The sequence below is a fragment of the Nonomuraea sp. NPDC005730 genome (assembly GCF_040630865.1).
Taxonomy (GTDB): Bacteria; Actinomycetota; Actinomycetes; order Streptosporangiales; family Streptosporangiaceae; genus Nonomuraea.
Window position 1 is genome coordinate 23147 of sequence record NZ_JBEXYK010000034.1, and the last position, 21034, is coordinate 44180.

General features: G+C 72.1%; 20 protein-coding genes and 1 pseudogene. 15 read left to right on the forward strand and 6 right to left on the reverse strand.

Annotated elements, in window-relative coordinates; all coding sequences use genetic code 11:
- Nucleotides 1–162: 162 nt before the first annotated feature.
- The 10 genes from ABZ444_RS30950 (at nucleotide 163) to ABZ444_RS30995 (ending at nucleotide 11557) form a co-directional block, all read left to right on the forward strand.
- A complete protein-coding gene (locus tag ABZ444_RS30950) occupies nucleotides 163–1803 on the forward strand; it encodes a beta-N-acetylhexosaminidase (RefSeq protein WP_358004346.1) in 1641 nt (546 codons plus the stop codon).
- On the forward strand, nucleotides 1800–4172 hold the full coding sequence (locus ABZ444_RS30955) for a phospholipase D-like domain-containing protein (protein WP_358004349.1): 2373 nt from the start codon (nucleotides 1800–1802) through the stop codon (nucleotides 4170–4172). Before ABZ444_RS30950 ends, ABZ444_RS30955 begins: the two co-directional genes overlap by 4 nt.
- An 89-nt stretch (nucleotides 4173–4261) precedes the next feature.
- The gene (locus ABZ444_RS30960; protein WP_358004352.1) at nucleotides 4262–5509 is read left to right on the forward strand and encodes a sugar ABC transporter substrate-binding protein; all 1248 of its coding nucleotides are present in this window, start codon (nucleotides 4262–4264) and stop codon (nucleotides 5507–5509) included.
- Between the two features lie 3 nt (nucleotides 5510–5512).
- Entirely contained in the window at nucleotides 5513–6442 is a 930-nt protein-coding gene (locus ABZ444_RS30965) for a sugar ABC transporter permease (RefSeq protein ID WP_358004355.1), read from the forward strand.
- A complete protein-coding gene (locus ABZ444_RS30970; protein ID WP_352322804.1) occupies nucleotides 6435–7244 on the forward strand; it encodes a carbohydrate ABC transporter permease in 810 nt (269 codons plus the stop codon). Before ABZ444_RS30965 ends, ABZ444_RS30970 begins: the two co-directional genes overlap by 8 nt.
- Before the next feature lie 46 nt (nucleotides 7245–7290).
- On the forward strand, nucleotides 7291–9039 hold the full coding sequence (locus ABZ444_RS30975) for a bifunctional metallophosphatase/5'-nucleotidase (RefSeq protein WP_358004358.1): 1749 nt from the start codon (nucleotides 7291–7293) through the stop codon (nucleotides 9037–9039).
- An 80-nt stretch (nucleotides 9040–9119) separates the two neighbouring features.
- A complete protein-coding gene (locus ABZ444_RS30980) occupies nucleotides 9120–9563 on the forward strand; it encodes a helix-turn-helix transcriptional regulator (protein WP_358004361.1) in 444 nt (147 codons plus the stop codon).
- Entirely contained in the window at nucleotides 9560–10513 is a 954-nt protein-coding gene (locus tag ABZ444_RS30985; RefSeq protein ID WP_358004364.1) for a hypothetical protein, read from the forward strand. The genes ABZ444_RS30980 and ABZ444_RS30985 overlap by 4 nt, the downstream gene beginning before the upstream one ends.
- Nucleotides 10514–10534: 21 nt before the next feature.
- Nucleotides 10535–11281: an alpha/beta hydrolase gene (locus tag ABZ444_RS30990; RefSeq protein WP_358004367.1), complete on the forward strand. Its 747-nt coding sequence runs from the start codon at nucleotides 10535–10537 to the stop codon at nucleotides 11279–11281.
- Nucleotides 11282–11305: 24 nt separating this feature from the next.
- Nucleotides 11306–11557 (forward strand): hypothetical protein, encoded by a 252-nt coding sequence (locus ABZ444_RS30995; RefSeq protein WP_358004370.1) that lies wholly within the window; start codon nucleotides 11306–11308, stop codon nucleotides 11555–11557.
- A 48-nt stretch (nucleotides 11558–11605) separates the two neighbouring features.
- Here ABZ444_RS30995 and gdhA read toward each other — a convergent pair whose 3' ends face one another.
- Complete coding sequence (gene gdhA / locus ABZ444_RS31000) at nucleotides 11606–12946, reverse strand: NADP-specific glutamate dehydrogenase (protein ID WP_358004373.1); 1341 nt, start codon at nucleotides 12944–12946, stop codon at nucleotides 11606–11608.
- A 171-nt stretch (nucleotides 12947–13117) separates the two neighbouring features.
- On the opposite strand from gdhA, the gene ABZ444_RS31005 reads away from it, so the two are divergent.
- Both ABZ444_RS31005 and ABZ444_RS31010 read left to right on the forward strand, forming a co-directional pair.
- Complete coding sequence (locus ABZ444_RS31005) at nucleotides 13118–13357, forward strand: DUF2945 domain-containing protein (protein WP_357972288.1); 240 nt, start codon at nucleotides 13118–13120, stop codon at nucleotides 13355–13357.
- Nucleotides 13354–13680: a DUF3140 domain-containing protein gene (locus ABZ444_RS31010; protein ID WP_358004376.1), complete on the forward strand. Its 327-nt coding sequence runs from the start codon at nucleotides 13354–13356 to the stop codon at nucleotides 13678–13680. The genes ABZ444_RS31005 and ABZ444_RS31010 overlap by 4 nt, the downstream gene beginning before the upstream one ends.
- 23 nt (nucleotides 13681–13703) lie before the next feature.
- On the opposite strand, the gene ABZ444_RS31015 is transcribed toward ABZ444_RS31010, so the two are convergent.
- From ABZ444_RS31015 to ABZ444_RS31030, 4 genes are all read right to left on the reverse strand, one after another.
- Nucleotides 13704–14873, reverse strand: a complete 1170-nt coding sequence (locus ABZ444_RS31015; RefSeq protein ID WP_358004379.1) for an MFS transporter — start codon at nucleotides 14871–14873, stop codon at nucleotides 13704–13706.
- A 146-nt stretch (nucleotides 14874–15019) separates the two neighbouring features.
- On the reverse strand, nucleotides 15020–15709 hold the full coding sequence (locus tag ABZ444_RS31020; RefSeq protein WP_358004383.1) for a GNAT family N-acetyltransferase: 690 nt from the start codon (nucleotides 15707–15709) through the stop codon (nucleotides 15020–15022).
- 142 nt (nucleotides 15710–15851) lie between these two features.
- Nucleotides 15852–16265, reverse strand: coding sequence for an SRPBCC family protein (locus tag ABZ444_RS31025; protein ID WP_358004386.1), 414 nt, complete (start codon nucleotides 16263–16265; stop codon nucleotides 15852–15854).
- Nucleotides 16266–16312: 47 nt separating this feature from the next.
- On the reverse strand, nucleotides 16313–17425 hold the full coding sequence (locus ABZ444_RS31030) for a hypothetical protein (RefSeq protein WP_358004389.1): 1113 nt from the start codon (nucleotides 17423–17425) through the stop codon (nucleotides 16313–16315).
- A 184-nt stretch (nucleotides 17426–17609) separates the two neighbouring features.
- On the opposite strand from ABZ444_RS31030, the pseudogene ABZ444_RS31035 reads away from it, so the two are divergent.
- Nucleotides 17610–17957 (forward strand): annotated as a pseudogene (locus tag ABZ444_RS31035) (pyridoxal-phosphate dependent enzyme); the annotation flags it as partial.
- A 23-nt stretch (nucleotides 17958–17980) separates the two neighbouring features.
- On the opposite strand, the gene ABZ444_RS31040 reads toward ABZ444_RS31035, so the two are convergent.
- On the reverse strand, nucleotides 17981–18880 hold the full coding sequence (locus ABZ444_RS31040) for a LysR substrate-binding domain-containing protein (RefSeq protein WP_358004392.1): 900 nt from the start codon (nucleotides 18878–18880) through the stop codon (nucleotides 17981–17983).
- A gap of 105 nt (nucleotides 18881–18985) precedes the next feature.
- Here ABZ444_RS31040 and ABZ444_RS31045 point away from each other — a divergent pair, with 105 nt between their 5' ends.
- Nucleotides 18986–19414, forward strand: coding sequence for a hypothetical protein (locus ABZ444_RS31045; protein WP_358004395.1), 429 nt, complete (start codon nucleotides 18986–18988; stop codon nucleotides 19412–19414).
- On the forward strand, nucleotides 19407–21017 hold the full coding sequence (locus tag ABZ444_RS31050; RefSeq protein ID WP_358004398.1) for a multicopper oxidase family protein: 1611 nt from the start codon (nucleotides 19407–19409) through the stop codon (nucleotides 21015–21017). The genes ABZ444_RS31045 and ABZ444_RS31050 overlap by 8 nt, the downstream gene beginning before the upstream one ends.
- Nucleotides 21018–21034 lie beyond the last annotated feature (17 nt).

A 21034-nucleotide genomic window follows, 5' to 3' on the forward strand; every position in this document is an offset into this window, starting at 1 on the left:
CATAAATCCTGATCGAGGCGCTCACCGAGAAAAAAGAGGCCAGATCACGGGCATGGCCGCGGGCGGCTCGCGGCGACCGGAAGCCGAGCGCCATGCTACGACCCGCCGCCCGCCCTGTCACCGACCGACGATCCCGCCCCCCGAACCCCCCAGGGACCTGTCTTGCTGCTGCCACGACCCGTCCATGTGACCCCAGACGGCGGGGAACCCTTCGCCCTCACCGCGACCACAGTGATCGCCGCCCCTCCCGGACTGTCGCGGGTGGAGGGCTGGCTGCGGGCGGCGCTGTCGCCCGCGACCGGCCTGCCGCTGCCCGCCGGAGCGCCGGGCCCGGGGGCGATCGAGTTCGTCCTGACCGCCGGGCTCGGCCCGGAGGGCTACCGGCTGGCCGTACGCACCGACGGGGTGCGCGTCGAGGCGGGTGACGCGGCCGGGGCGTTCTACGGCGCGCAGACCCTGCGCCAGCTCCTCCCGCACGCGGCCTTCCGCAGGGGTGCGGTCGGCGAGCGGGACTGGCTGCTCGCCCCGGTCACCGTCGCCGACCGGCCGCGCTTCCGGTGGCGCGGCTGCCTGATCGACGTGGCCAGGCACTACCTGCCGAAGCCCGACCTGCTGCGGTACATCGACCTGCTGGCCGCCCACAAGCTCAACGTGCTGCATCTGCACCTCACCGACGACCAGGGCTGGCGGCTGGAGGTCAAGGGGTATCCGAAGCTCACCGAGGTCGGCGCCTGGCGCAGGGAGAGCCCGCTCGGGGACCGCCGGCACGGCGTGTTCGACGGCCGCCCGCACGGCGGCTTCTACACCCAGGACGACCTGCGCGAGATCGTGTCGTACGCGGCCGACCGGTTCGTCACCGTGGTGCCGGAGATCGAGCTGCCCGGTCACTCGCAGGCGGCCATCGCGGCCTACCCGGAGCTGGGCAACCTCGACGAACGACTGGAGGTCGCCACCGGGTGGGGCGTCTCTCCCCACGTGCTCAACGTCGAGGACACCACGCTCGCCTTCTACCGGGACGTGCTCGACCAGGTCATGGACATCTTCCCCGGCGAGTACGTCTGCGTCGGCGGCGACGAGTGCCCCAAGGAGCAGTGGCGGCAGAGCCCCTCGGCCCAGCGCCGCATCGCCGAGCTCGGCCTGCGCGACGAGGAGGAGCTGCAGGGCTGGTTCGTCCGCCAGTTCTCCGACCACCTGGCGGCGCGCGGGCGGCGGCTGCTCGGCTGGGACGAGATCATCGAGGGCGGCCTGCCGCCGGGGGCGACCGTGGCGTCCTGGCGCGGGACGTACGGCGCGGTCGCGGCGGCACGCGCCGGGCACGACGTGGTCACCTGCCCCTTCACCGAGCTCTACCTGGACTTCCGGCAGTCCGACCGGCCCGACGAGCCGGTCCCGATCGGCAACGTGATCTCGCTGCGCGACGTCCACGCCTTCGAGCCGGTGCCGCCGGAGCTGACCGAGGCCGAGGCCGGCCGGGTCCTCGGCGCGCAGGCCAACCTCTGGACCGAGCACATCGACTCGCCCCGCGGGCTCGACTACATGGCCTTCCCGCGGCTGTCGGCCTTCGCCGAGGTCGTGTGGAGCCCCGCCGGAGGCGACTTCGACGACTTCCGGGCGCGGCTGCACCACCACGAGCGCCGGCTCGCCGCGCTGGGCGTGGAGTACCGCAAGGAGACCGGTCCCGAGCCGTGGCAGACCCGGCCGGACGTCCGCGGCCGGCCCCGGGAGCGGGCGGAGACCGAGGCCGAGGTGGCGGCCTGGACCCGCGGCCTGCGGCGGAACCTGAGCGAAGGGAAGCGAGCATGATCAAGCGTCTGTCCGTCGTCCTCGTCGGCCTGTCCTGCCTGCTCGGCCTGGGCATCCCGGCCCAGGCGGCGGCTCCGGAGCTGTCGGCGTACTTCAGCAGGCCGAGCGTCGACGGCACGCTCGCCGATCCCCTGCCCGCGAAGGTGCTGGAGCTGATCGGGCTGGCCGCCCCGGACTCCACGCTGCGCGTGGCGACCTTCGTGCTGGAGATCAAGGCCGTCAAGGACGCGCTGGTGGCGGCGCACGCCCGGCGGGTCGACGTACGGGTGGTGTCCGAGGGTTCGGGGCACAACGCGTTCCTGGACGAGCTGGCCGCGGCCGGCGTGCCCGTCACGCTCTGCGACAAGGGCTGCAACGGGCCGGACACCGACATCAGCCACCACAAGTTCCTCGTGTTCAGCCGGCTCACGGACGGCAGGACCGACGTGGTCGTGCAGAGCTCGCAGAACCTCGCCCCCGACAACGGCCTGCACCAGAACATGCTGATCAGCTCGGGCGACGCCGCGCTGGCCGAGGGCTACCGGCAGGTGTTCGACACGCTCGTCTCCCAGGTGCGCACCTCCTGGCGGGCGCCGTTCACCGCCACCAGCGGCAAGGTCACGGTCTGGATGGAGCCCCGCGACACCGCCTACGACCAGAGCACCTACGGCAGCGCCGACCTGGTCGCGGCCATGATCCGGGACGTGGGCTGCCCCGGCGCGATCCGCGTGGTGCAGTCGCAGTTCGCCACGGACCGGCCGCTGGTCATCGCCGAGCTCAAGGCCAAGAAGCAGCGGGGCTGCGACGTCGAGGTGCTCGTGGCCGAGGGCAACCAGACGGTCGCGACCGCCGCGGAGCTAGCCAAGGGCGGCATCGTGGTGCACACCTTCCGGCCCGGCGGCTGCCACTACCCGGCCGGCGACACCTGCGCGCCGGACAGCATTCACTCCAAGATCATCCTGGTGGACGGGCCGTCGGCGGCGGCGGGCGGCGCGCGGCGCAGCTACGTCTACACCGGCTCCCACAACCTCAACGGCGGCTCCCTGACCGCCTCGGACGACTCCTTCGTCCGCGTCGACGACCCGGCCGTCTACGCGGCCTACGACGCCGACTTCGCCGCCATGAAGGACGAGGTCGTCAAGATCGTCCCCAGGGCCTTCCCCGGGGCCGAACTCCAGATGACCGCCAACGGCCCCGACGACCAGCGCGCGCCCAGGGCCGCCGCCGTGCGGTCCGGCTACACGGCCGTGGCCTGGGAGGACGACCGCGACCGCGCCTCGGTGGAGGGCACCGAGGTCTACGCGCGCATCTACCGCGACGGGCAGCCGGTGACCGGCCCCGTCAAGGTCTCGATGGGCGGCGTCGGCTGCGCCACCGGCTGGAACCACGTGCAGCCGTCGGCCGGCGTCGACGACGCGGGCAACGCCTACGTCGCCTGGGCCGAGGACGGCGACTGCCGGGGCGAGCACAACATCGCGGTGCGCAGGCTCTCGCCGACGGGCACGCTGAGCGCGACGATCTGGGCCAACGACCCGCAGTGGAGCGGCGACCAGACCCGGCCGAGGATCGCGGTCCGCGGCGCCGGCGGGTTCACGGTGGCCTGGGAGGACGGCCCGACCGGGACCGTCCGCGCGGCCGGCTACGCCTCGCTGACCGCCCGTTCCTTCGCGCCGCTCCAGGTGGGCACGGGGGACCGGCCCGACGTGGCCGTCGACGGCGCGGGCACCGCGACCGTGGTCTGGCAGCAGGCGCCCGACGTGTACGGCAGGCGGATCTCGGCGACCGGCGCGACCGTCGCCCCCGCCACCCGGATCAACACCAACGCCGCCACCCAGCACCTGGCCCCCGCCGTGGCGACGACCCCCGGCGGCGACAGCGTCGTGGTCTGGAGCGACAACGTGGCGGTCACCGGCGGCGACGTGACGACCGTCTGGCGGGTGCGGACGCGCGGCCTGACGCCCTCCCTGGGGCAGCGGTTCGCGGAGACCCCCGTCGCGTTCGGGAAGTACGCGCCGAACACGCCCTCCGACGGCGGCAAGGAGTACCCGCCGCTCTGCGGAAAGATGGACCAGACCTATCGCTGCGCCGTCCAGGGGTCGCCGTCCGTGGCCGTCGACGACACCGGGCGGTTCGTGGTCGGCTGGACCGAGTCCGACCTGTGGAACGCCGGCCGTTCCCACGAGGTGTACGCCCGCGGGTTCAACGCCGACGGGACGACGACCGGCCGCTTCCCCTGCGAGCGCATGAACCCGAACACCGCCGGCGACCAGTCGGGCACCGCCGTCGCCGCCGACGGCCGCGGGTTCCACCTCTTCTACGTCGAGGACTTCGACGCCAACGGATACGGCGACGTCGTGGCCAGGACCGGCTTCACCAACACCGGACTCTGAGCCCGCCGAGATCGAGACCCTGATCATCATCCCCCCGACGCCGTGCTCCGGCTTGCCCGCCGACGGCTTCTAGAGAAAAGGAAATGCCCGTGCGCCTGCGTATGGCACTCGCCGCCGCCCTGGCGATGACACTGGCCGGTTGTGGCTCCGGCTCCGACACCACCGCCACCAAGCCAGGAAAAGTCACGATCAGCTACGCGATCTGGGAGAAGAACGACCAGCCCAGCACCCAGAAGATCATCGACGCCTTCCAGAAGCAGCACCCCGACGTCACGGTCAAGCTTGAGATCACCCCGTGGGACCAGTACTGGACCAAGCTCCAGACCGCGGCCACCGGCGGCGCGGCCCCGGACGTCTTCTGGATGAACAGCCTCAACGTGCGCATGTACGCCAAGGGCGGGGTCATCGCCCCCTTCGAGAACGCCGACGTCAGCGCCTTCCCGCAGGCCATCGTGGACGGCTACCGCTATGAGGGCAAGCTGTACGGCATGCCGCGCGACGTCGGCGTCCCCGTGCTCTGGTACGACAAGGAGCTCTTCGACAAGGGCGGCGTCGCGTACCCGACCGCCGACTGGACCTGGGACGACCTCAAGGCCGCCGCCAAGAAGCTGACCGACCCGGCCAAGAAGCAGTACGGCCTGCTGGCCCCCCTGTGGGACCAGGGCGGCTTCTACCCGACGATGATCCAGGCCGGCGGCCACGTCATCTCCGCCGACGGCAAGAAGTCCGGCTTCGACGAGCCCGGCTCCATCCAAGGCCTGGAGTTCTGGACCGACATGATCAACAAGGACAAGGTGGCCCCGCCCGCCCAGGCGACCACCGACACCAGCCCCGTGCAGCTGTTCATGACCGGCAAGTACGCCATGTACTACGGCGGCTCGTGGCTGGCCACCACGTTCAAGGCCAACACCGAGCGCGGTGGCAAGGTCGACGTGGCGCCCCTGCCCAAGGGGCCGGCGCAGGAGGCCGTCATCCTGCTCGGCCTGGCCAACTCCGTCTCGGCCAAGAGCGAGCACCCGGCCGAGGCCGCGCAGTTCGCCGCGTTCCTCTCCTCCGACGAGGCCGAGAAGATCCTCAGCGACTCCGGCGGCGCCTCGGTCTCCTCGCGGGCCGGCACCCAGGACGGCTGGTTCGCCGCCTTCCCCGACTACCACCTGAAGGAGGCCTTCGACGCCTCGATCCCGAACGGCGTGCCGTACCCCGTCTCGCTCAACACCGCCAAGTGGCAGGACGTGCAGAACAAGCTCCTGGCCGAGGCGTGGGCGGGCAGGCGGCCGACCGCGGAGGCGGCCAAGGAGATCGCCGCGCAGATGAACGAGATCCTGGCCAAGGAGTAGCCGATGGTGCTGACCGAGGAACGGGCCGCCGTCAAGGCGGCGGCCCCGCCGGGGCGGCGGTCGCGACGCGACTGGCTGTGGGGTTACGGGCTGATCGCGCCCATGGCCCTCGGGCTGGCCGTGTTCTACCTGTGGCCGATCGTCCAGACGCTCTACCTCAGCTTCACCGAGTCGGGCGTGTTCGGCGGGCAGACGTGGGTGGGCCTGGACAACTTCGCCGCCCTCCTGCGCGACGAGGAGATGGCCGGCGCGCTGCGCAACACGCTGCTCTACTCCGTGCTCGTGCTGATCGGGGTGCCGCTGTCGATCGTGATCGCGGCGCTGCTGAACGTGCCGGGGCTGCGCGGGCTCGGCTTCTACCGCACGCTGTACTTCCTGCCGGTGGTCACCATGCCCGCGGCCGTCGGCCTGACCTGGCGCTACCTGTACAACGGCGACTTCGGGCCGATCAACTACCTGCTCGGCCTGGTCGGGATCGACGGGCCGTACTGGGTGTCCGACCCCGAGTCCGCGATCTACGCGGTCGCGGTGGTCGGGATCTGGACCTCGCTCGGGTACAACGCGGTGTTGTTCCTGGCCGGGCTGCAGGGCATCCCCAAGCACTACTACGAGGCCGCCTCGATCGACGGCGCGGGCCGGCTGCGGCAGTTCTTCCGCATCACCCTGCCGCTGCTCACGCCCACCACGTTCTTCGTCGTGGTGATCACGCTGATCAACACGCTGCAGGTCTTCGACCTGGTCTACCTCATGATCGACACCAAGAGCCCGGCGCTGGCGGGCAGCCGCACGATCGTCTACCTCTTCTACGAGCAGGGCTTCGTGCAGAACAGCCGCGGCTACGCCGCCGCGATCGCGGTCGTGCTGCTGGCCCTGATCCTCATGCTGACCGCCGTCCAGTTCCGACTGCAGAGGCGGTGGGTCCACTATGAGTAGGCGCTGGATCGTGCACGCGGTCCTGCTCACCGGCGGCCTGATCATGGTCATGCCGTTCGTCTGGCAGCTCGTGGTCTCGCTGCAGACCATGACCGAGTCGATGCGGGTGCCGCCCACGGCGGTCCCCTCCTGGCAGTGGCACAACTTCGCCGACGTGTTCCGGACCGTGCCGCTCGGGCGGCAGTTCCTCAACACCGTGGTCGTGACGGCCGCGGTGACGGCCGGGCAGCTGCTGTTGTGCTCGCTGGCGGCCTTCGCCTTCGCGCGGCTGGACTTCCCCGGGCGCGGGCCGGTCTTCATGTTGTTCCTGGCCGTGCTGATGGTGCCGGGGGAGCTGTTCCTGCTGCCGCGGTACGAGATCATGCAGGGGCTCGGGTGGCTCAACAGCCTCCAGGCGCTCATCGCCCCCGGCGTCTTCGGCGCCTTCGGCACGTTCCTGCTGCGGCAGTTCTTCAAGACCCTGCCCAAGGAGCTGGACGAGGCGGCGCGGCTGGACGGCGCCAACCCGCTGCAGATCTACTGGTGGATCATGTTGCCGCTGGTCCGGCCCGGCCTGCTGGCGCTCGGGCTGCTGACCGTCATGTGGTCCTGGAGCAGCCTGCTCTGGCCGCTGGTGGTCAACACCGACCCGGAGATGATGACGCTCTCCGCCGGGCTGGCCTCGCTGCGCGGCCAGTACCTGACCAACTACCCCATCCTCTTCGCCGGGTCCGTCGTGGCCTCGCTGCCGGTGATCGTTCTCTTCGTGGTCATGCAACGGCAGCTGATCGCCGGGATCGCGTTCACCGGCTCGAAGGGCTGATCCGCCAGTCTTTTCTCCCGCTATATCCCCTTATTTAGGAGTATGCGTGTCTTCGTTCCGTAAGTGGATCATTGTCGCCTTAGGCGTCACTCTGGCCTCGTCCGCCTCACCGGCACTGGCCGCGCCCAAGCCCGTGGACGTGCAGTTGCTGTCGATCACCGACTTCCACGGCTACATCACCCCGCAGAGCAGCGCCACCGACGGCACGATCAAGGATCCGCAGGGGAACACCCTGGTGGTGGGTGGCGCGCCGTACCTGGCGGCGCATCTCGACCGGCTCCGGCAGGGGCACGAGAACACGGTCACCTTCTCCAGCGGCGACAACTTCAGCGGCTGGCCCACCGAGGTGTCGTACCACGCCGACGAGCCCACGATCGAGTTCCTGAACAAGATCAAGGTGGAGTTCACCACGGTCGGGAACCACGAGCTGGACCGGTCCCTGGAGTTCCTGCGCGACCACATGGGCAAGGGGGAGTGCTTCGGCGAGGTCGGGCTCGACAGCTGCTTCACCGACTCCGACGGGCAGCCCTTCCAGGGCGCCGACTTCGACATCTCCACGGCCAACATCACCATGAAGGGCGACACCCGCCCGGTGCTCCCGCCGTACGTGATCAAGCGGTTCCAGGGCATCCCCGTCGGGTTCATCAACCTGACCACGCCCACCACCGTGGACGGCTCCACCTCCTACCAGCCGTCGCTGGACAACCTGCCGCTGGTGGAGACGGCCAACAAGTACGCCGAGATCCTCAAGCGGCGCGGCGTCAAGGCCATCGTCGCCAACGTGCACGAGGGCGGCAAGGCCGGCGAGGACTACAGCGGCTGCGGGGACCAGAAGGCCGGCCCCATCTGGGACTTCGCCAAGAACGCCTCGCCCGACATCGACGCCATCGTCACGGGCCACTGGCACTGGTACTTCAACTGCTCGATCCCCGACCCCGCGGGCAACCCCCGCCCGGTCGTCGAGGCCGCCAACCACGGCCGCCTCATCAGCGAGGTCAACCTCAAGCTCGACCGCCGTACCCGTGACGTCATCAGGACCGCGACCACCGCGGCCAACCACCCGGTGACCCGCGACATCGCCCCCGACCCCGCCATGGTGAAGCTGGTCGACCACTGGAACGCCATGCAGAAGGAGACCTACGCCAAGCCGTACGGGACCATCACCGGCGACCTCACCAGGACCCGCGACGTCACCGGGCAGAGCACGCTCGGCAACACCGTGGCCGACGTGGAGTACTTCGACTCCCAGCAGACCGAGGGCGGCAAGGCCGACCTGGCCATGGTGGCCGTGGCGCCGACCAAGGGCTCGAACTCGCTGCGCGGCGACCTCAAGTTCGCCAAGGGCGCCAACGCCGCCGACGCCGACGGCAAGGTGCTCATGGGCGAGTCGTGGGCCGCGTGGGGTTACGCCAACCCGGTGGTCACGGTGTCGGTCAAGGGCTCGCAGCTTGAGCAGGCCCTGGAGCAGCAGTGGCAGACGCAGGCCGACGGCACCGTGAAGTTCGCGCCGCTGGCCGTGTCGAAGAACGTGCGCTTCTCCTACTCGCCGAACCGGCCCGTGGGCGACCGGATCAACCCCGCCGACGTGGTCATCAACGGGCAGCCGCTGGACACCGGCAGGACCTACCGGCTCGCGGCGCTGGCGTACACGCTGCTCGGCGCCGACGGCTACACCGCCTTCGCCGGGTACACCGACGCGGTGCGCGGCAGCCGCGACTACGAGGCCATGCGGGCCTACCTGCGACAGGGGACGGTGACCCCGCCCGCTCTGGACCGGGCGGTGGCGCTGCCGTAGGGCTCCGGGTGCGGGGGGCCTCGCGGCCTCCCGCGCCCCGGAGTTGCGGCACGCTCAGATCATCGGTATATATCGTCGGTATGACTTCCAGGGCGATGCAGGAGCCGACGTTCCTCATCCTGACCGCGCTCGCGGCCGGGCCGCAGCACGGCTACGGCATCATCACCGACGTCGTGCGGATCTCCGGCGAGCGGGTGCGGCTGCGGGCCGGCACCCTCTACGCCGCCCTCGACCGGCTCCAGGCCGAAGGGCTGGTGGCGGCCGACCGGGAGGAGGTCGTCGACGGGCGGGCGCGGCGCTACTACCGGCTGACGTCCGACGGCGAGCTCCGGCTCGCGGCCGAGGCCGAGCAGTTGCGGCACAACGCCGACACGGCCACGGCCCGGCTGCGCGGCCGGGGAGCATGGCGGTCCCGCGGGGAGCTGGGATCGGCGTTCGCGGGGCCACCGGGGGCGCTCGGCAAGCTGTCCGCGACGTTCGGCGGCCTCCCGGTGGCGCTCGGCGGGCCGGGGAGGTCGTTGTGACGTCCCTGGAACGGCGTTGCCGGCGGCTGCTCGCCCGGTGGTACCCGGCCGACCACCGAGCCCTGCACGAGGAGGAGATGGTCGCGGTGCTGCTGGCCGGCGCGCGCCCCGGCCAAAGACGGCCCGGCGTGCGGGACACCTTCGACCTGGTGCGGGGCGGCCTGGCGATCCGGGTGCGGCGCGGGGCGGGCGCCCAGTGGCGGGCCGCGGTCGACGTCGCCGCCCTCCTCGTGCCCGTCGCGCTGCTGCTCAGCGCGCTCGCGCGGGCCGTCACGTTCGGAGCGGCGGCCTGGCAGCCGCCCTTCGTGGACGACGAGCTCCGGCAGTTCCTGCGCATCCTCACCTTCGCCCTGCCGTACGCGGTCGTGGTGCTGCTGGCCTGGCGCGGGAGGGCCGGCGCGGCGGCCGCCTGCGCGTGGGCGTACGCGCTGGTGATCCTCGGGGAGCACGTTTGGGGCAGCGTGTCCGCGTCGGTCACGTACACCGTGGTCGGCGACGGGGTGCTCCTGATCGGGGGCGTGCCGCTCGACGTCGGCGGGATGGCGATGTCGGCGCTGCCGCTGCTCCTGTGCGGGGCGATGCTGCTCCTCGCGCCTTCTCCCGGGCCCGGCGCGCTGGGCGGCCGGCGGCTGCTGTGGTGGATGGCCGTGCTCTTCGGCGGCGCGGTCGCCGGGGCGGCGATCTCGTCCCGGTGGGCCTATCCGCCCGTGTGGGCGCTGGCCGTGGTGGCCGCGGGGCTGGCGCTGCGGTCGCCGGTCGGGCGCCGCGCGCTGGTGGTGCTGCTGCCGATGGTCGGCGTCTACGCGGGTGGGCTGCCCGGAGTCGGCCACCTGCTGAACTCGGTGCTGCTGGGAGTGCTGGCGGCCGTGGTGCTGGGCGTGACGGCCTGGATGGCCAGGGTTGCCGGAAATGCCTCGGCGCCGTCTCGCATGGGACAAACCGGTCAGTGAATGACTGGTAACGTCTGCGCGATGACGATTTCTCATGACGTGGCAGGCGACGGACCGGCGCTGCTCCTCCTGCACGCGGGGGTCTGCGACCGGCGTATGTGGGACCCCCAGTGGGAGCCGCTGATCGCCGCCGGGTTCCGGGTGGTCCGGTGCGACCTGCGTGGCTTCGGGCAGAGCCCGCTGCCCACCGAGCCGTACAGCAACTCCGGCGACGTGCTGGGCCTCCTCGACAGCCTGGGCATCGACCGGTTCTTCCTGGTCGGCTGCTCCTACGGCGGGAAGGTGGCGCTGGAGGTCGCCGCGAGCAGCCCCGAGCGGGTGGAGGCGCTGGTCCTGCTGTCCGCCGCGCTGCCCTGGCGGGAGCCGAGCGCCGAGCTGCGCGCGGTCGGCGAGCGCGAGGACGCGCTGGTCGAGGCGGGCGACCTGGCGGGCGCCGCGCAGCTGATGGTCGACCGCTGGCTGGGCCCCGAGGGCGGCGAGGAGGCCGGGCAGGCCGTGCACGAGATGCAGCTTCGGGCCTACGAGCTCCAGCTCGCCGAGGGGGTCGTCGGCCCGGTCAAGGTCCAGGTGGACCCGGCGGCCGTGACGATGCCGTGCCTGGCCGTGTCGGGCGCGCACGACGTCGCCGACTTCCGGCACACCGAGGCCGACCTGCCCGCCGCCCGCAACGTCGAGCTGCCCTGGGCGGCCCACCTGGCGAGCATGGAACGGCCGGCCGAGGTCACCGAGCTGATCGTCGAGTTCCTGCGTGAACAGGCCCGCGCCTGACGCGCCAGGTCACGAGGAGGGGCAGTGAGCCGGCACGTCGACCGCGAACTCGTCCAGGGCGCGTACGAGCTGGACACGGTCGTCGCCGTGGGGGACCGAGAGCGCGGGGTCGTCCCGCCGTGCGGCCGTTGCCGTCAGGTGCTGCTGGACTACTTCCCGGCCCTCCAGGTCATCGTGGGCGACGGCGACGGTCTCCGTACGGTCGCCGTGGCCGACCTGCTGCCCGAGACCTACGTCTGGGCCGACCACCAACTGCCTCCCGGCACCCCGGACTGACCTCTCGCGCGGACCGCGCCGGCGAGGGCATGCGGGGTGCCGGCGCGGTCAGATGAGGCCCAGTGCGAGCATGGCGTCGGCGACCCGGCGGAAGCCGTCGATGTTGGCGCCCGCCACGTAGTTGCCCGGCATGCCGTACTCGTCGGCGGTCTCCAGGCAGCGGCCGTGGATGTCCTGCATGATCTCCTGGAGTCGGCGCTCGGAGAACTCGAACGTCCAGGAGTCGCGGCTGGCGTTCTGCTGCATCTCCAGCGCGCTGGTGGCCACGCCGCCCGCGTTGGCCGCCTTGCCCGGCCCGAACGCGACGCCCGCCTCCAGGAACACCTTGATGCCCTCCGGCGTGGTCGGCATGTTGGCCCCCTCGCCGACCGCGACGCAGCCGTTGTCCACCAGGAACGCGGCGTCCCGGCCGGTGATCTCGTTCTGCGTGGCGGACGGCATCGCCACCTCGCAGGGCACCTCCCACACGCTGCGGTCCGGGACGAAGACGGCCTGCTCGCCCCGGCGCTCCGCGTACGCCTCCAGGCGGCCCCGCTCGACCTGCTTGACCTGCTTGAGCAGGTCCAGGTCGATGCCCTTCTCGTCGAGCACGTAGCCGGAGGAGTCGGAGCAGGCCACCACGACGCCGCCGAGCTGCTCGATCTTCTCGATCGTGTAGACGGCCACGTTGCCGGAGCCCGACACGACGACCCGCTTGCCGTCGAACGACGTGCCGCGGGCCTTGAGCATCTCCTCCACGAAGAACGTGCAGCCGTAGCCGGTGGCCTCGGTGCGTACCTGGGCGCCGCCGTACACCAGGCCCTTGCCGGTGATCACGCCGGATTCGTAGCGGTTGGTGATGCGCTTGTACTGGCCGAAGAGGTAGCCGATCTCGCGCCCGCCGACGCCGATGTCACCGGCCGGGACGTCGGTGTACTCGCCGATGTGCCGGTAGAGCTCGGTCATGAAGCTCTGGCAGAAGCTCATCACCTCGCGGTCGGAGCGGCCCTTGGGGTCGAAGTCCGAGCCGCCCTTGCCGCCGCCGATGGGCAGGCCGGTCAGGCCGTTCTTGAAGATCTGCTCGAACCCGAGGAACTTGACGATGCCCAGGTAGACCGACGGGTGGAAGCGCAGCCCGCCCTTGTAGGGCCCGAGCGCGCTGTTGAACTCCACCCGGAAACCGCGGTTGATCTGCACCTCGCCCCGGTCGTCCAGCCACGGCACGCGGAAGATGATCTGCCGCTCGGGCTCGCAGATCCGCTCGATGATCTTCGATTCTGCGTACTCGGGATGCTTGCCGAGAACCGGGCCGATGCTTTCGAGCACCTCACGCACCGCCTGGTGGAACTCGACCTCGCCGGGGTTCCGGCGCAGGACGTTGTCGTAGGTCGACGACAGTTTCTCGTGCAAGAAGGGCTCCCTACATCACTGGTGCAATCGTGCTCACTTTACGATTCGGCCACGCGTGAGCAGCAGCCGCCCCGCCCCGAGGACGCCGGCGGCGGCGCCAGGACGGCGACGGTAAAGGAAGGTTTGCCCGGCCGACCGAGTGCGGCAGAAGGGCGGGGTAGCGCGGATCATATGACCGGCAAGCGCAAGGACGATCCGTCCGTGGGTGACGAGGTCTCCTGGAAGAGCCACGGGTCCACGGCCCGCGGCAAGGTGGAGAAGAAGATCACCAAGAGGACGAAGGAGGCCGGCCGTACCGTGGCGGCCTCGCCCGACGACCCGCAGTACGTCGTGCGCAGCGACAAGAGCGGGCGCGAGGCCGTGCACAAGCCGTCCGCCCTGCGCAAGGGCAAGGACAAGGGCGCGAAGTGAGCGGCGACCGGGACGTGGCGGCCGAGTTCGGCCAGGCCGTCAACATGACCGCGCACGAGCTGGAACGCTGGCTGGAGTCCGCGGAGTCGAAGGAGGTCGGCCAGAAGCAGGACGGCGGCGAGTCGACCGGCCACGCCTCCGGCCGGGAGATCGTCCGGCTCCTCCGCAAGGGCAGATCCTCCTGGACCGGCCACGACTACGAGCACATGACCAAGGTGATCGGCTACATCCACCGGCACCTGGCGCAGCGCCCGTCCGGTGACGTCCGGGAGACCCGGTGGCGCCACTCGCTGATGAACTGGGGGCACGACCCGCTCAAGTGAGGCGGACGAGCGGCGCTCGCCGCTCAGTCGTCGTGGGCGATGAGCATGAGCTGCCGCCACAGCAGCACCACGAACACCGCCGAACCGGCGAAGGCGAACCAGAAGGGCGCCGCGACGCCGAAACGGGTGGCCAGCACGCCGCCGATCAACGAGCCGACCACCAGGCCGGCGTAGACGCAGACGGTGTTGACGCTGCCCACCCGCCCCTGCAGCTCCTGCGGGACCGCGCGCTGGCGGACGGTGCCCGAGGTGGTGCCCCAGATGAAGGCGTGCGCGCCGAAGACCAGGAAGATGGCCCCGGCGACCCACGGGGAACGGGTCAGGGCCAGGCCCAGGTGGGTGAACGTCTCGACGATGAGCCCGATCCGCATCAAGGCGCCGAGGCTGACCCTGCGGGTGATGGTCCCGTACAGGCCGGTGCCGATCAGGCCGCCGATGCCGCCGATGGTGGTCATCAGCCCGAACCCCATCGCGCCGAGGCCGAGCTGCTCCTGGGTGTAGAGGACGAGGACCGACCAGGCCGCGCCGAAGGTGAAGTTGAAGATCAGGATGGTGAGCGCCAGCGTGCGGACCGCCGGGTGCCGCACGGTCCAGCTGAACCCGGCGACGAGCTCGCGCACGGTGTTCGGGCGCGGCGCGTCGTCCGGCCGGACCCGCGGTGGCAGGACGATCCGGGAGACCAGGACCATCCCCGCCAGCACCAGGAGCAGCTGGCTCGCGAACGGCCAGGTCAGGCCCAGCCCGAACAGCGCCGCGCCGATCGGCGGCCCGGCGAGCTGGTTGAGCGTGATGAACCCGGTGCCCAGGCGGGCGTTGGCGACGATCAGGTCGTCCCTGGCGACCATCATCGGCGTCAGGGTGGACGTCGCGTTGTCGGCGAACACCTCGGCGATGGACCGGAGCGTGAGCGCCGCCAGCGCCGTCGCCACGGTCACGGTGCCGGTCGCCATGAGCACGACGAGCGCCGCCAGCACCACGGCGCGTACGGCGTTCGCGACCAGCACGATCCTGCGGCGGTCGTACCGGTCGGACAGGACGCCGGCGTACAGGCTGAACATCAGCGGCGGCGCCCAGCTCACCAGGGCGGACAGCGAGATCATCAGCGGGTCGCGGGTCAGCGTCGCGATCAGCAGCGGGCCGGCGGCGGCCGCGATCCCGTCACCGAGATTCGTCAGCCAGCTCGACGTCAGCAACCATCGGAACCCTGTCCCCAACCGGGCCGGCAGGACCCGCTCCACCACTGTGACCACGAGCGCAAAACCATACGTTTCACCGAGCGTCCGGGGCAACGCGTTTTTCGCCAGGGCCCGAGCGCCCGCCCCCGGGCCGTCACGGGCCGTCACGGGGTGCGGAAACCTCGGAAGGTCACGGTCCTGCGGGTGCGGAAGCCGAGCCGCTCGTAGACGGCGATCGCGCCGGTGTTCGCCTCGGCCACGTGCAGGAACGGACGCTCGCCGCGAGCCACGATCCGCGATACGAGCGCGCCGACCAGGCGGCCCGCGTGGCCTCGGCCGCGTGCCTCGGGCGCGGTGCACACGGCGCTGATCTCGGTCCAGCCCGGTGGCCGCAGCCGCTCGCCCGCCATCGCGACCAGCTTTCCGCCGTCGAAGACGCCGAGGTAGGCGCCCATCTCGCGGGTACGCGCCCAGAACGGCCCCGGCTGCGTCCCGGCGACGAGGTCGAGCATGTCCGGGACGTCGTCCGCGCCCAGTTCGGTGACGTCGCCGGGCGCGGCGGGGATGGGGTCGCCGCCCCAGACCAGCTGGCGGCCGTCGAGGGCGAACACCGGTTCCCAGCCGGGCGGCGGCGTCGCCGGGGAGCTGAACAGGTCGGCCAGCTCGCCCGGCCCGAGCAGCCGGGCCAGGTCGGCCCACGCCCGCTCGTCCGGCTCGGCCGGGACCGAGGAGAAGGTCGCCACCTCCGCCCGGTACGTGGCCGCCGCGCCCAGCCGCCGGGCGAGGTGCGCGTGCCGGCCGCGCAGTGACGCGCCTACCGGGTCGTCGAGGGGGGTGGCGTCGCGGTCCGCCATCGTGATGTGCGCCTCTCGGGTGGTGCGGGGGAGCCGGCTGGAGGGACGGGGGGTCGTCCGGCGCCGGTCATCCTAGTGACCTCGCCACCGGTGCTCCTGTGCCGGGCCCCGAGCCGGGCCCCGAGCCGGGCCCTGGGCCGGGTCAGCGGTGGGACGCGGCCTCGATCGCCTGTCTCATCTCCGCCGCGCCGTACCGCATCCGCAGGCCGACCTCGGCGGCGCGCGCGTCGGGCAGCACGTCGGTGATCCAGATCAGCCGGCCGGCCCCCTCGCCCTCCGGGCGGACCTCGAAGGAGGCGTGATGGTGGGCCAGCGGCGGCCTCGCGCCCTCCACGACCGCGTAGGCCAGGCGGCGGGCGTCGTCGTCGATCGCCACGATCAGCTCGCGGATCACGTGCCCGTCGGGGAACGTCAGGAACCGCTCGTCGCCGTCCAGCCTGGTGTCCTCGACGCGGCCCGGGAGCAGCCGTTCGTGCACGGCTCCGACGTCACGCAGGACGTCCCAGATGTGGTCGGGGGAGGCGTCGATGACGACTTCGTGCCGGATGGAGGCCATGGGGGATCCTTTTCTTTACGTACTTCATAAAGAAGTACTTCGTTATGTTAGCGAACGTCCCAGTCCTCCCTTCGCGGCGGGTAGGCGAAGGTCTGGTGGTGGGCCCAGTCGCCGCGCACGACGCGGTAGTCGTGCGCGGCCTCGCTCGCGGGGTGGTCGGGGCCCACGTCGACCCGGTCGGCGACCGACCAGACGCCGTTGATCCGGTGCTCCACGGTGTAGAGGAACTCGTTGAACCCCGAGTCGGACACACACGTGTTGACGATGGTGAGCGCGCGCCGTCCCGCCGTCAGCCCCGGCGGGAGATCGACGATCTGGTTCCGCCACTTGTGCACGGCGTCCTCCAGCAGGGGCCGCCACCGCGCCGCCGGCGCGCCGTCGACGGTGATGGTCGCGTCCTGCAGGCCGACGCCGGCGTCGAGCCGGCGAGTCAGCCGTACGCCGGTGTTGGCCGGGCTGACGCTCACGGTGAACCGGCTCGACCCGCCGCGGGGGAACGCGCGGCCGTCGTCGGTGACGATGTGGCCGGGGTCCACGGCCTGACCGGACGCGCCTTCGGGCCGCGGCTCCGGCCGTCCCGTCAGCCGCAGGGCGAGGACGACGGCCAGCGCCAGCGCGGCGGCCACCGGCACGGCGATCCCGGCGAACAGGACGGCCCGCCGCGGCCCGCCGCCACCCAGGACCGACGCTGCCCGGCGTGGCGGGACCGGTCCCGCCACGCCGGGCGCGGCCGGCGGCGGGCCGTCGGACGCCGGCGAGCTGCCGGACGCCTGCGGGCCGTCGGACGCCTGTGGGCCGTCGGACGCCTGTGGGCCGCGATCGTCCCAGGCCCCGGCGGGCAGCCGGCTGATCCGCACCCGGTCCCAGGCCCGCTCCCACGCGGGGAGCTGGTGGTCGGGCACGCGGCACCCCCGCAGGAACGCCACCATGACCGCCTTCTTGGGAAAGCGCCGGCCGGCCAGCATGTCGGCGCACGTGCTGCGCGGCAACCTTGCGCCGCCCGACCTGTCGGCCCGCGCCTGCAACTCCCGCAGCGACACGTCGGCCCGGGCGAACTGTTCGGCCAGCAGCCGCACCAGGTCCTCGTGACAGGTCACCGACTCAGGGCCGGTGGCCTCCGCGGCGCCCGGCGGCGGCCCGCCGTCGTGGACCTCGCTCATCGCTCCCCACCCCGCCCTCTCTTGACCGGGCCGTAAGGCCACGCAGACCAGCGACAGAAAGTGTACGGACGGTCGCGCCGCGTGTCCGGATTCTCGGGTCCGGCCGTTGCTACGCTCCTGTGCCGTGCGGGAGACGCGGCTCGACACTGCTCGGATCCGGGCGGCACGCCCGATGATCGACCGCATGTTCCTCGACACCCCGCTGTTCCCCTGCCCGGCGCTGGAGCCCCACCTCGGGTGCGCGGTGAGCGTCACCGTCGTGGCCCCCCGCTCCGCGCCCGCCGCCAAGCTCGACCGCATCCGCGCCCTCGACGCCCGGCTGGAGCTCGTGGACGGCGACTTCGGCCTGGCCCGCGAGCGGGCGGCGGCCATGGCCGGGCACGACGGCATCCGGTTGGTCGAGGACAGCCTCGACGTCGAGACGTGCGAGGGCGCGGCGACCATCGGCCTGGAACTGGCCGGGGCCGTGCCGTCGTACGACGCCGTGCTGATCGCCCTGGGCGGCGGGGCGCTGGCCACCGGCGTGGGGCACGTGCTTAAGGAGCCCACGACCGCTCAGCGTTTCTCCTGGGGTTCGCCGGCCAGCCAGTCCCAGCTGGTGATGGTGGTGCGCATCAGGCGGGCGGCGGTGGACAGGTGGCTGTCGGCGCCCCAGAACAGGGTGAGCGTACGGCGGCAGTCGGGGTCGTCGACGTCCACCCAGGTGAGCGGGGCGCGGGTGGTGGAGCGGAGGGCGAGGGACGGGACGAGCCCGATGCCCAGCCCCGTGCTGATCAGGTCGGCGATGGCGCTGGGCTCGTCGCCCTCGCAGACGATCCGCGGCGTGCGGCCCCTGGCGGCGAAGAGCCGGTCGAGCAGCCGGCGTTGCCAGTGTCCTTTGCGGGCGGTGACGAAGGGCTGGTCGGCGAGGTCGTCGATGGTCACCGACGCACGGCCGGCCAGCGGGTGGTCGAGCGAGGTGACCAGCCCGACCGGCTCGTCCAGCAGTTCGGCCGCCTCCAGCCCGTCGGTGTGGATCGGCTGGGAGGCGACGCACAGGTCGAACTCCTGGGCGCGCAGGCGGCGGGTCATGTCGTCGGCGGGGGCCCAGTGGAGCTCGATCTCGACGGAGGGATGGGCGCGCTTGTAGGCCGCGAGCGGCCCGGTGAGGGTCAGGAAGGTCTCCGAGGCCAGGCGGACGGTGCCGAATCCCTCGCCGGCGGCCTCGGCGACGGCTCGCCGTCCGGCGTCGAGCTCGCCGAGCGCCCGTTCGGCGAAGCCGCGGAACAGCATGCCCGCGCCGTTCAGCCGGAGCCGGCCGCCGCGGTCGAACAGCGGCGTGCCCAGCTCGCTCTCCAGCCGCGCGATCGTCCGGCTCAGGGACGGCTGCGCGACGCGCAGCTCCTCGGCGGCGGCGCTGAGGTGTTCGAGCCGGGCCACCACCAGGAACTGGCGGAGCGCGTTCAGATCCATCATGCCTCCCAACGCATAACAGCATAGCAATATAGATCTTGGACAAGATAACTCGGGAGCCATAGCGTCGGAGGCGATTCACCAGGACGGACATGAGGAGGACCCCCGATGCTCAGCGTGCTCGACGGGCCGCGAGCCGATGCCACGCGCCGCACGGCACCCGTGGGCTGGACGTTGCGCGCGACGGTCAGCGCCCACATGGTGGCGATCGCCGGGCAGCCGGTGTTCGCCGGCGTGTACCTGACCGGCGACTACGACAGCCTGCGCTGGCACTCCATCGGCGCCGACGTGGTCACCTCCGTCGGTTACCTGCAGCTGATCGTGGCGATCGTGGTGTGGGCGCGCCTGCGCCGCAGCGGGCCGTTCCTGGCCACGGCGGCGGTGGTGGCGGCCGAGACGGCGCAGTACTTCGCCGGGCTCGACGGCGCGTTGTGGCTGCACATCCCGCTGGGGGTGGCGACCGTCGCCGCGCTCACGGTGCAGTTCATCGACGTGTGGCGCCGGCCCTTCCCGCGCCGGGCGGCCCGCGATGCCTGAGCTCGACCGGCCGGCCCGCGGCGTGACCAGGCGGCAGGCGCTCGGCATCGGCGGCGCGCTCGGGCTGATGGCGGCCACCGGGCTCGGCGCCTCGGCCGCGATGGCCCGGCGGCCCTCGATCACCGGCGCCGAGCTGCGCAGCGACCTGCCGCTGCCGCCGCCGTTCCAGGTGCCGCTGCCGATCCCCGCCGTGCTGGCGCCGTCCGGCACCGCGGGCGGCGCCGACCGTTACGAGATCGTCCAGCGCGAGACGACGCTGGAGATCCTGCCCGGCGTGCGGACCCGGGCCTGGACGTACGGGGGCACCTTCCCCGGGCCGACGATCGAGGCGCGCCGGGGCCGGCCGATCACCGTGACGCACCGCAACGACCTGCCCGTGCCGACCGTCGTCCACCTGCACGGCGGGCGCACCCCGGCCGCCTCCGACGGCTACCCGACCGACCTCGTGCTGCCCGAGGGCTGGACGGAGCCCACCATGCACATGGCACACGGCTCCGGCATGGGGAACATGCGCGACCCGCGGGCCGTGCTGAGCAGGCGGACCAGGGACTACACCTTCCCGCTGGACCAGCGGCCGACGTTGCTGTGGTACCACGACCACCGGATGGACTTCACCGCCCCGGCGATCTGGCGCGGCCTGGCCGGGCTGCAGATCGTTCGCGACGACGCCGAGCAGGCACTCGGCCTGCCCTCGGGGCCGCGCGAGCTGCCGCTCATGATCGCTGACCGGGCGTTCACCGCCGAGGGCGAGCTCGCCTACCCCGCCCTGGACCCCACCCTGCGGGAGCGGCCGGGCGTGCTCGAACCGTACATAGCCGGGGTGCTCGGCGACGTGATCCTGGTCAACGGCGCCCCCTGGCCCGTCCACGAGGTGGACGCGGCCCGCTACCGGCTGCGCCTGCTGAACGCCTCCAACGCCCGCCACTACGAGCTCGAAGCCGTGCTCGACGACGGGCGTCGGCTCGACCTCGTGCAGATCGGCGCCGACCAGGGGCTGCTCGCGGCCCCCGTCACCCACCAGGTCCTGCCGATCGCGCCGGCCGAGCGCTACGACGTGGTCGTGGACTTCGCCCGCGTCCCGGTCGGCGGGCGCGTCCGGATCGTCAACCGGCTCGGCTCGGGCCGTACCAGGGACGTGATGGCCTTCCGGGTCGCGCGCGCCGCGGCCGACGACAGCCGGGTCCCGCGCGTGTTGTCCACCGACCTGCCGGAGTGGCGGCGGGCTGACGCCGTACGGGTGCGCGAGCTCTCCTTCCGCGCCGGCCGGATGCACGACGGCCGCGGCTGGCTGATCGGCGGGCTGCCGTTCGACCCCGCCCGGTCCGACGTCACCGTGGGCCTCGGCGACGTCGAGGTGTGGCGGATGGTCGCCGACGTCCACCACCCCGTCCACCTGCACCTGGTCGGCTTCCGGGTGCTCTCGCGCAGCGGCCGGCCGCCGTTGCCCCATGACGCGGGGCTGAAGGACACCGTCTCCCTGCGTCCGGGCGAGTCGGTGGAGATCATCACCCGGTTCGACGGCTACCGCGGCCGTTACCTCTTCCACTGCCACAACGCCGAGCACGAGGACATGGCCATGATGGCCAACCTCCAGGTCGTCTGACCCCTCGTGCCACCCCG

Excerpts from the sequence above, each read along its gene's own strand:
- ABZ444_RS30955 (WP_358004349.1), top strand. The coding sequence starts at position 1,800 with ATGATCAAGCGTCTGTCCGTCGTCCTCGTCGGCCTGTCCTGCCTGCTC.
- ABZ444_RS30965 (WP_358004355.1), top strand. The coding sequence starts at position 5,513 with ATGGTGCTGACCGAGGAACGGGCCGCCGTCAAGGCGGCGGCCCCGCCG.
- ABZ444_RS30970 (WP_352322804.1), top strand. The coding sequence starts at position 6,435 with ATGAGTAGGCGCTGGATCGTGCACGCGGTCCTGCTCACCGGCGGCCTG.
- ABZ444_RS30980 (WP_358004361.1), top strand. The coding sequence starts at position 9,120 with ATGACTTCCAGGGCGATGCAGGAGCCGACGTTCCTCATCCTGACCGCG.
- ABZ444_RS30990 (WP_358004367.1), top strand. The coding sequence starts at position 10,535 with ATGACGATTTCTCATGACGTGGCAGGCGACGGACCGGCGCTGCTCCTC.
- ABZ444_RS31005 (WP_357972288.1), top strand. The coding sequence starts at position 13,118 with ATGACCGGCAAGCGCAAGGACGATCCGTCCGTGGGTGACGAGGTCTCC.
- ABZ444_RS31020 (WP_358004383.1), bottom strand. The coding sequence starts at position 15,709 with ATGGCGGACCGCGACGCCACCCCCCTCGACGACCCGGTAGGCGCGTCA.
- ABZ444_RS31025 (WP_358004386.1), bottom strand. The coding sequence starts at position 16,265 with ATGGCCTCCATCCGGCACGAAGTCGTCATCGACGCCTCCCCCGACCAC.
- ABZ444_RS31030 (WP_358004389.1), bottom strand. The coding sequence starts at position 17,425 with ATGAGCGAGGTCCACGACGGCGGGCCGCCGCCGGGCGCCGCGGAGGCC.
- ABZ444_RS31040 (WP_358004392.1), bottom strand. The coding sequence starts at position 18,880 with ATGATGGATCTGAACGCGCTCCGCCAGTTCCTGGTGGTGGCCCGGCTC.
- ABZ444_RS31045 (WP_358004395.1), top strand. The coding sequence starts at position 18,986 with ATGCTCAGCGTGCTCGACGGGCCGCGAGCCGATGCCACGCGCCGCACG.
- ABZ444_RS31050 (WP_358004398.1), top strand. The coding sequence starts at position 19,407 with ATGCCTGAGCTCGACCGGCCGGCCCGCGGCGTGACCAGGCGGCAGGCG.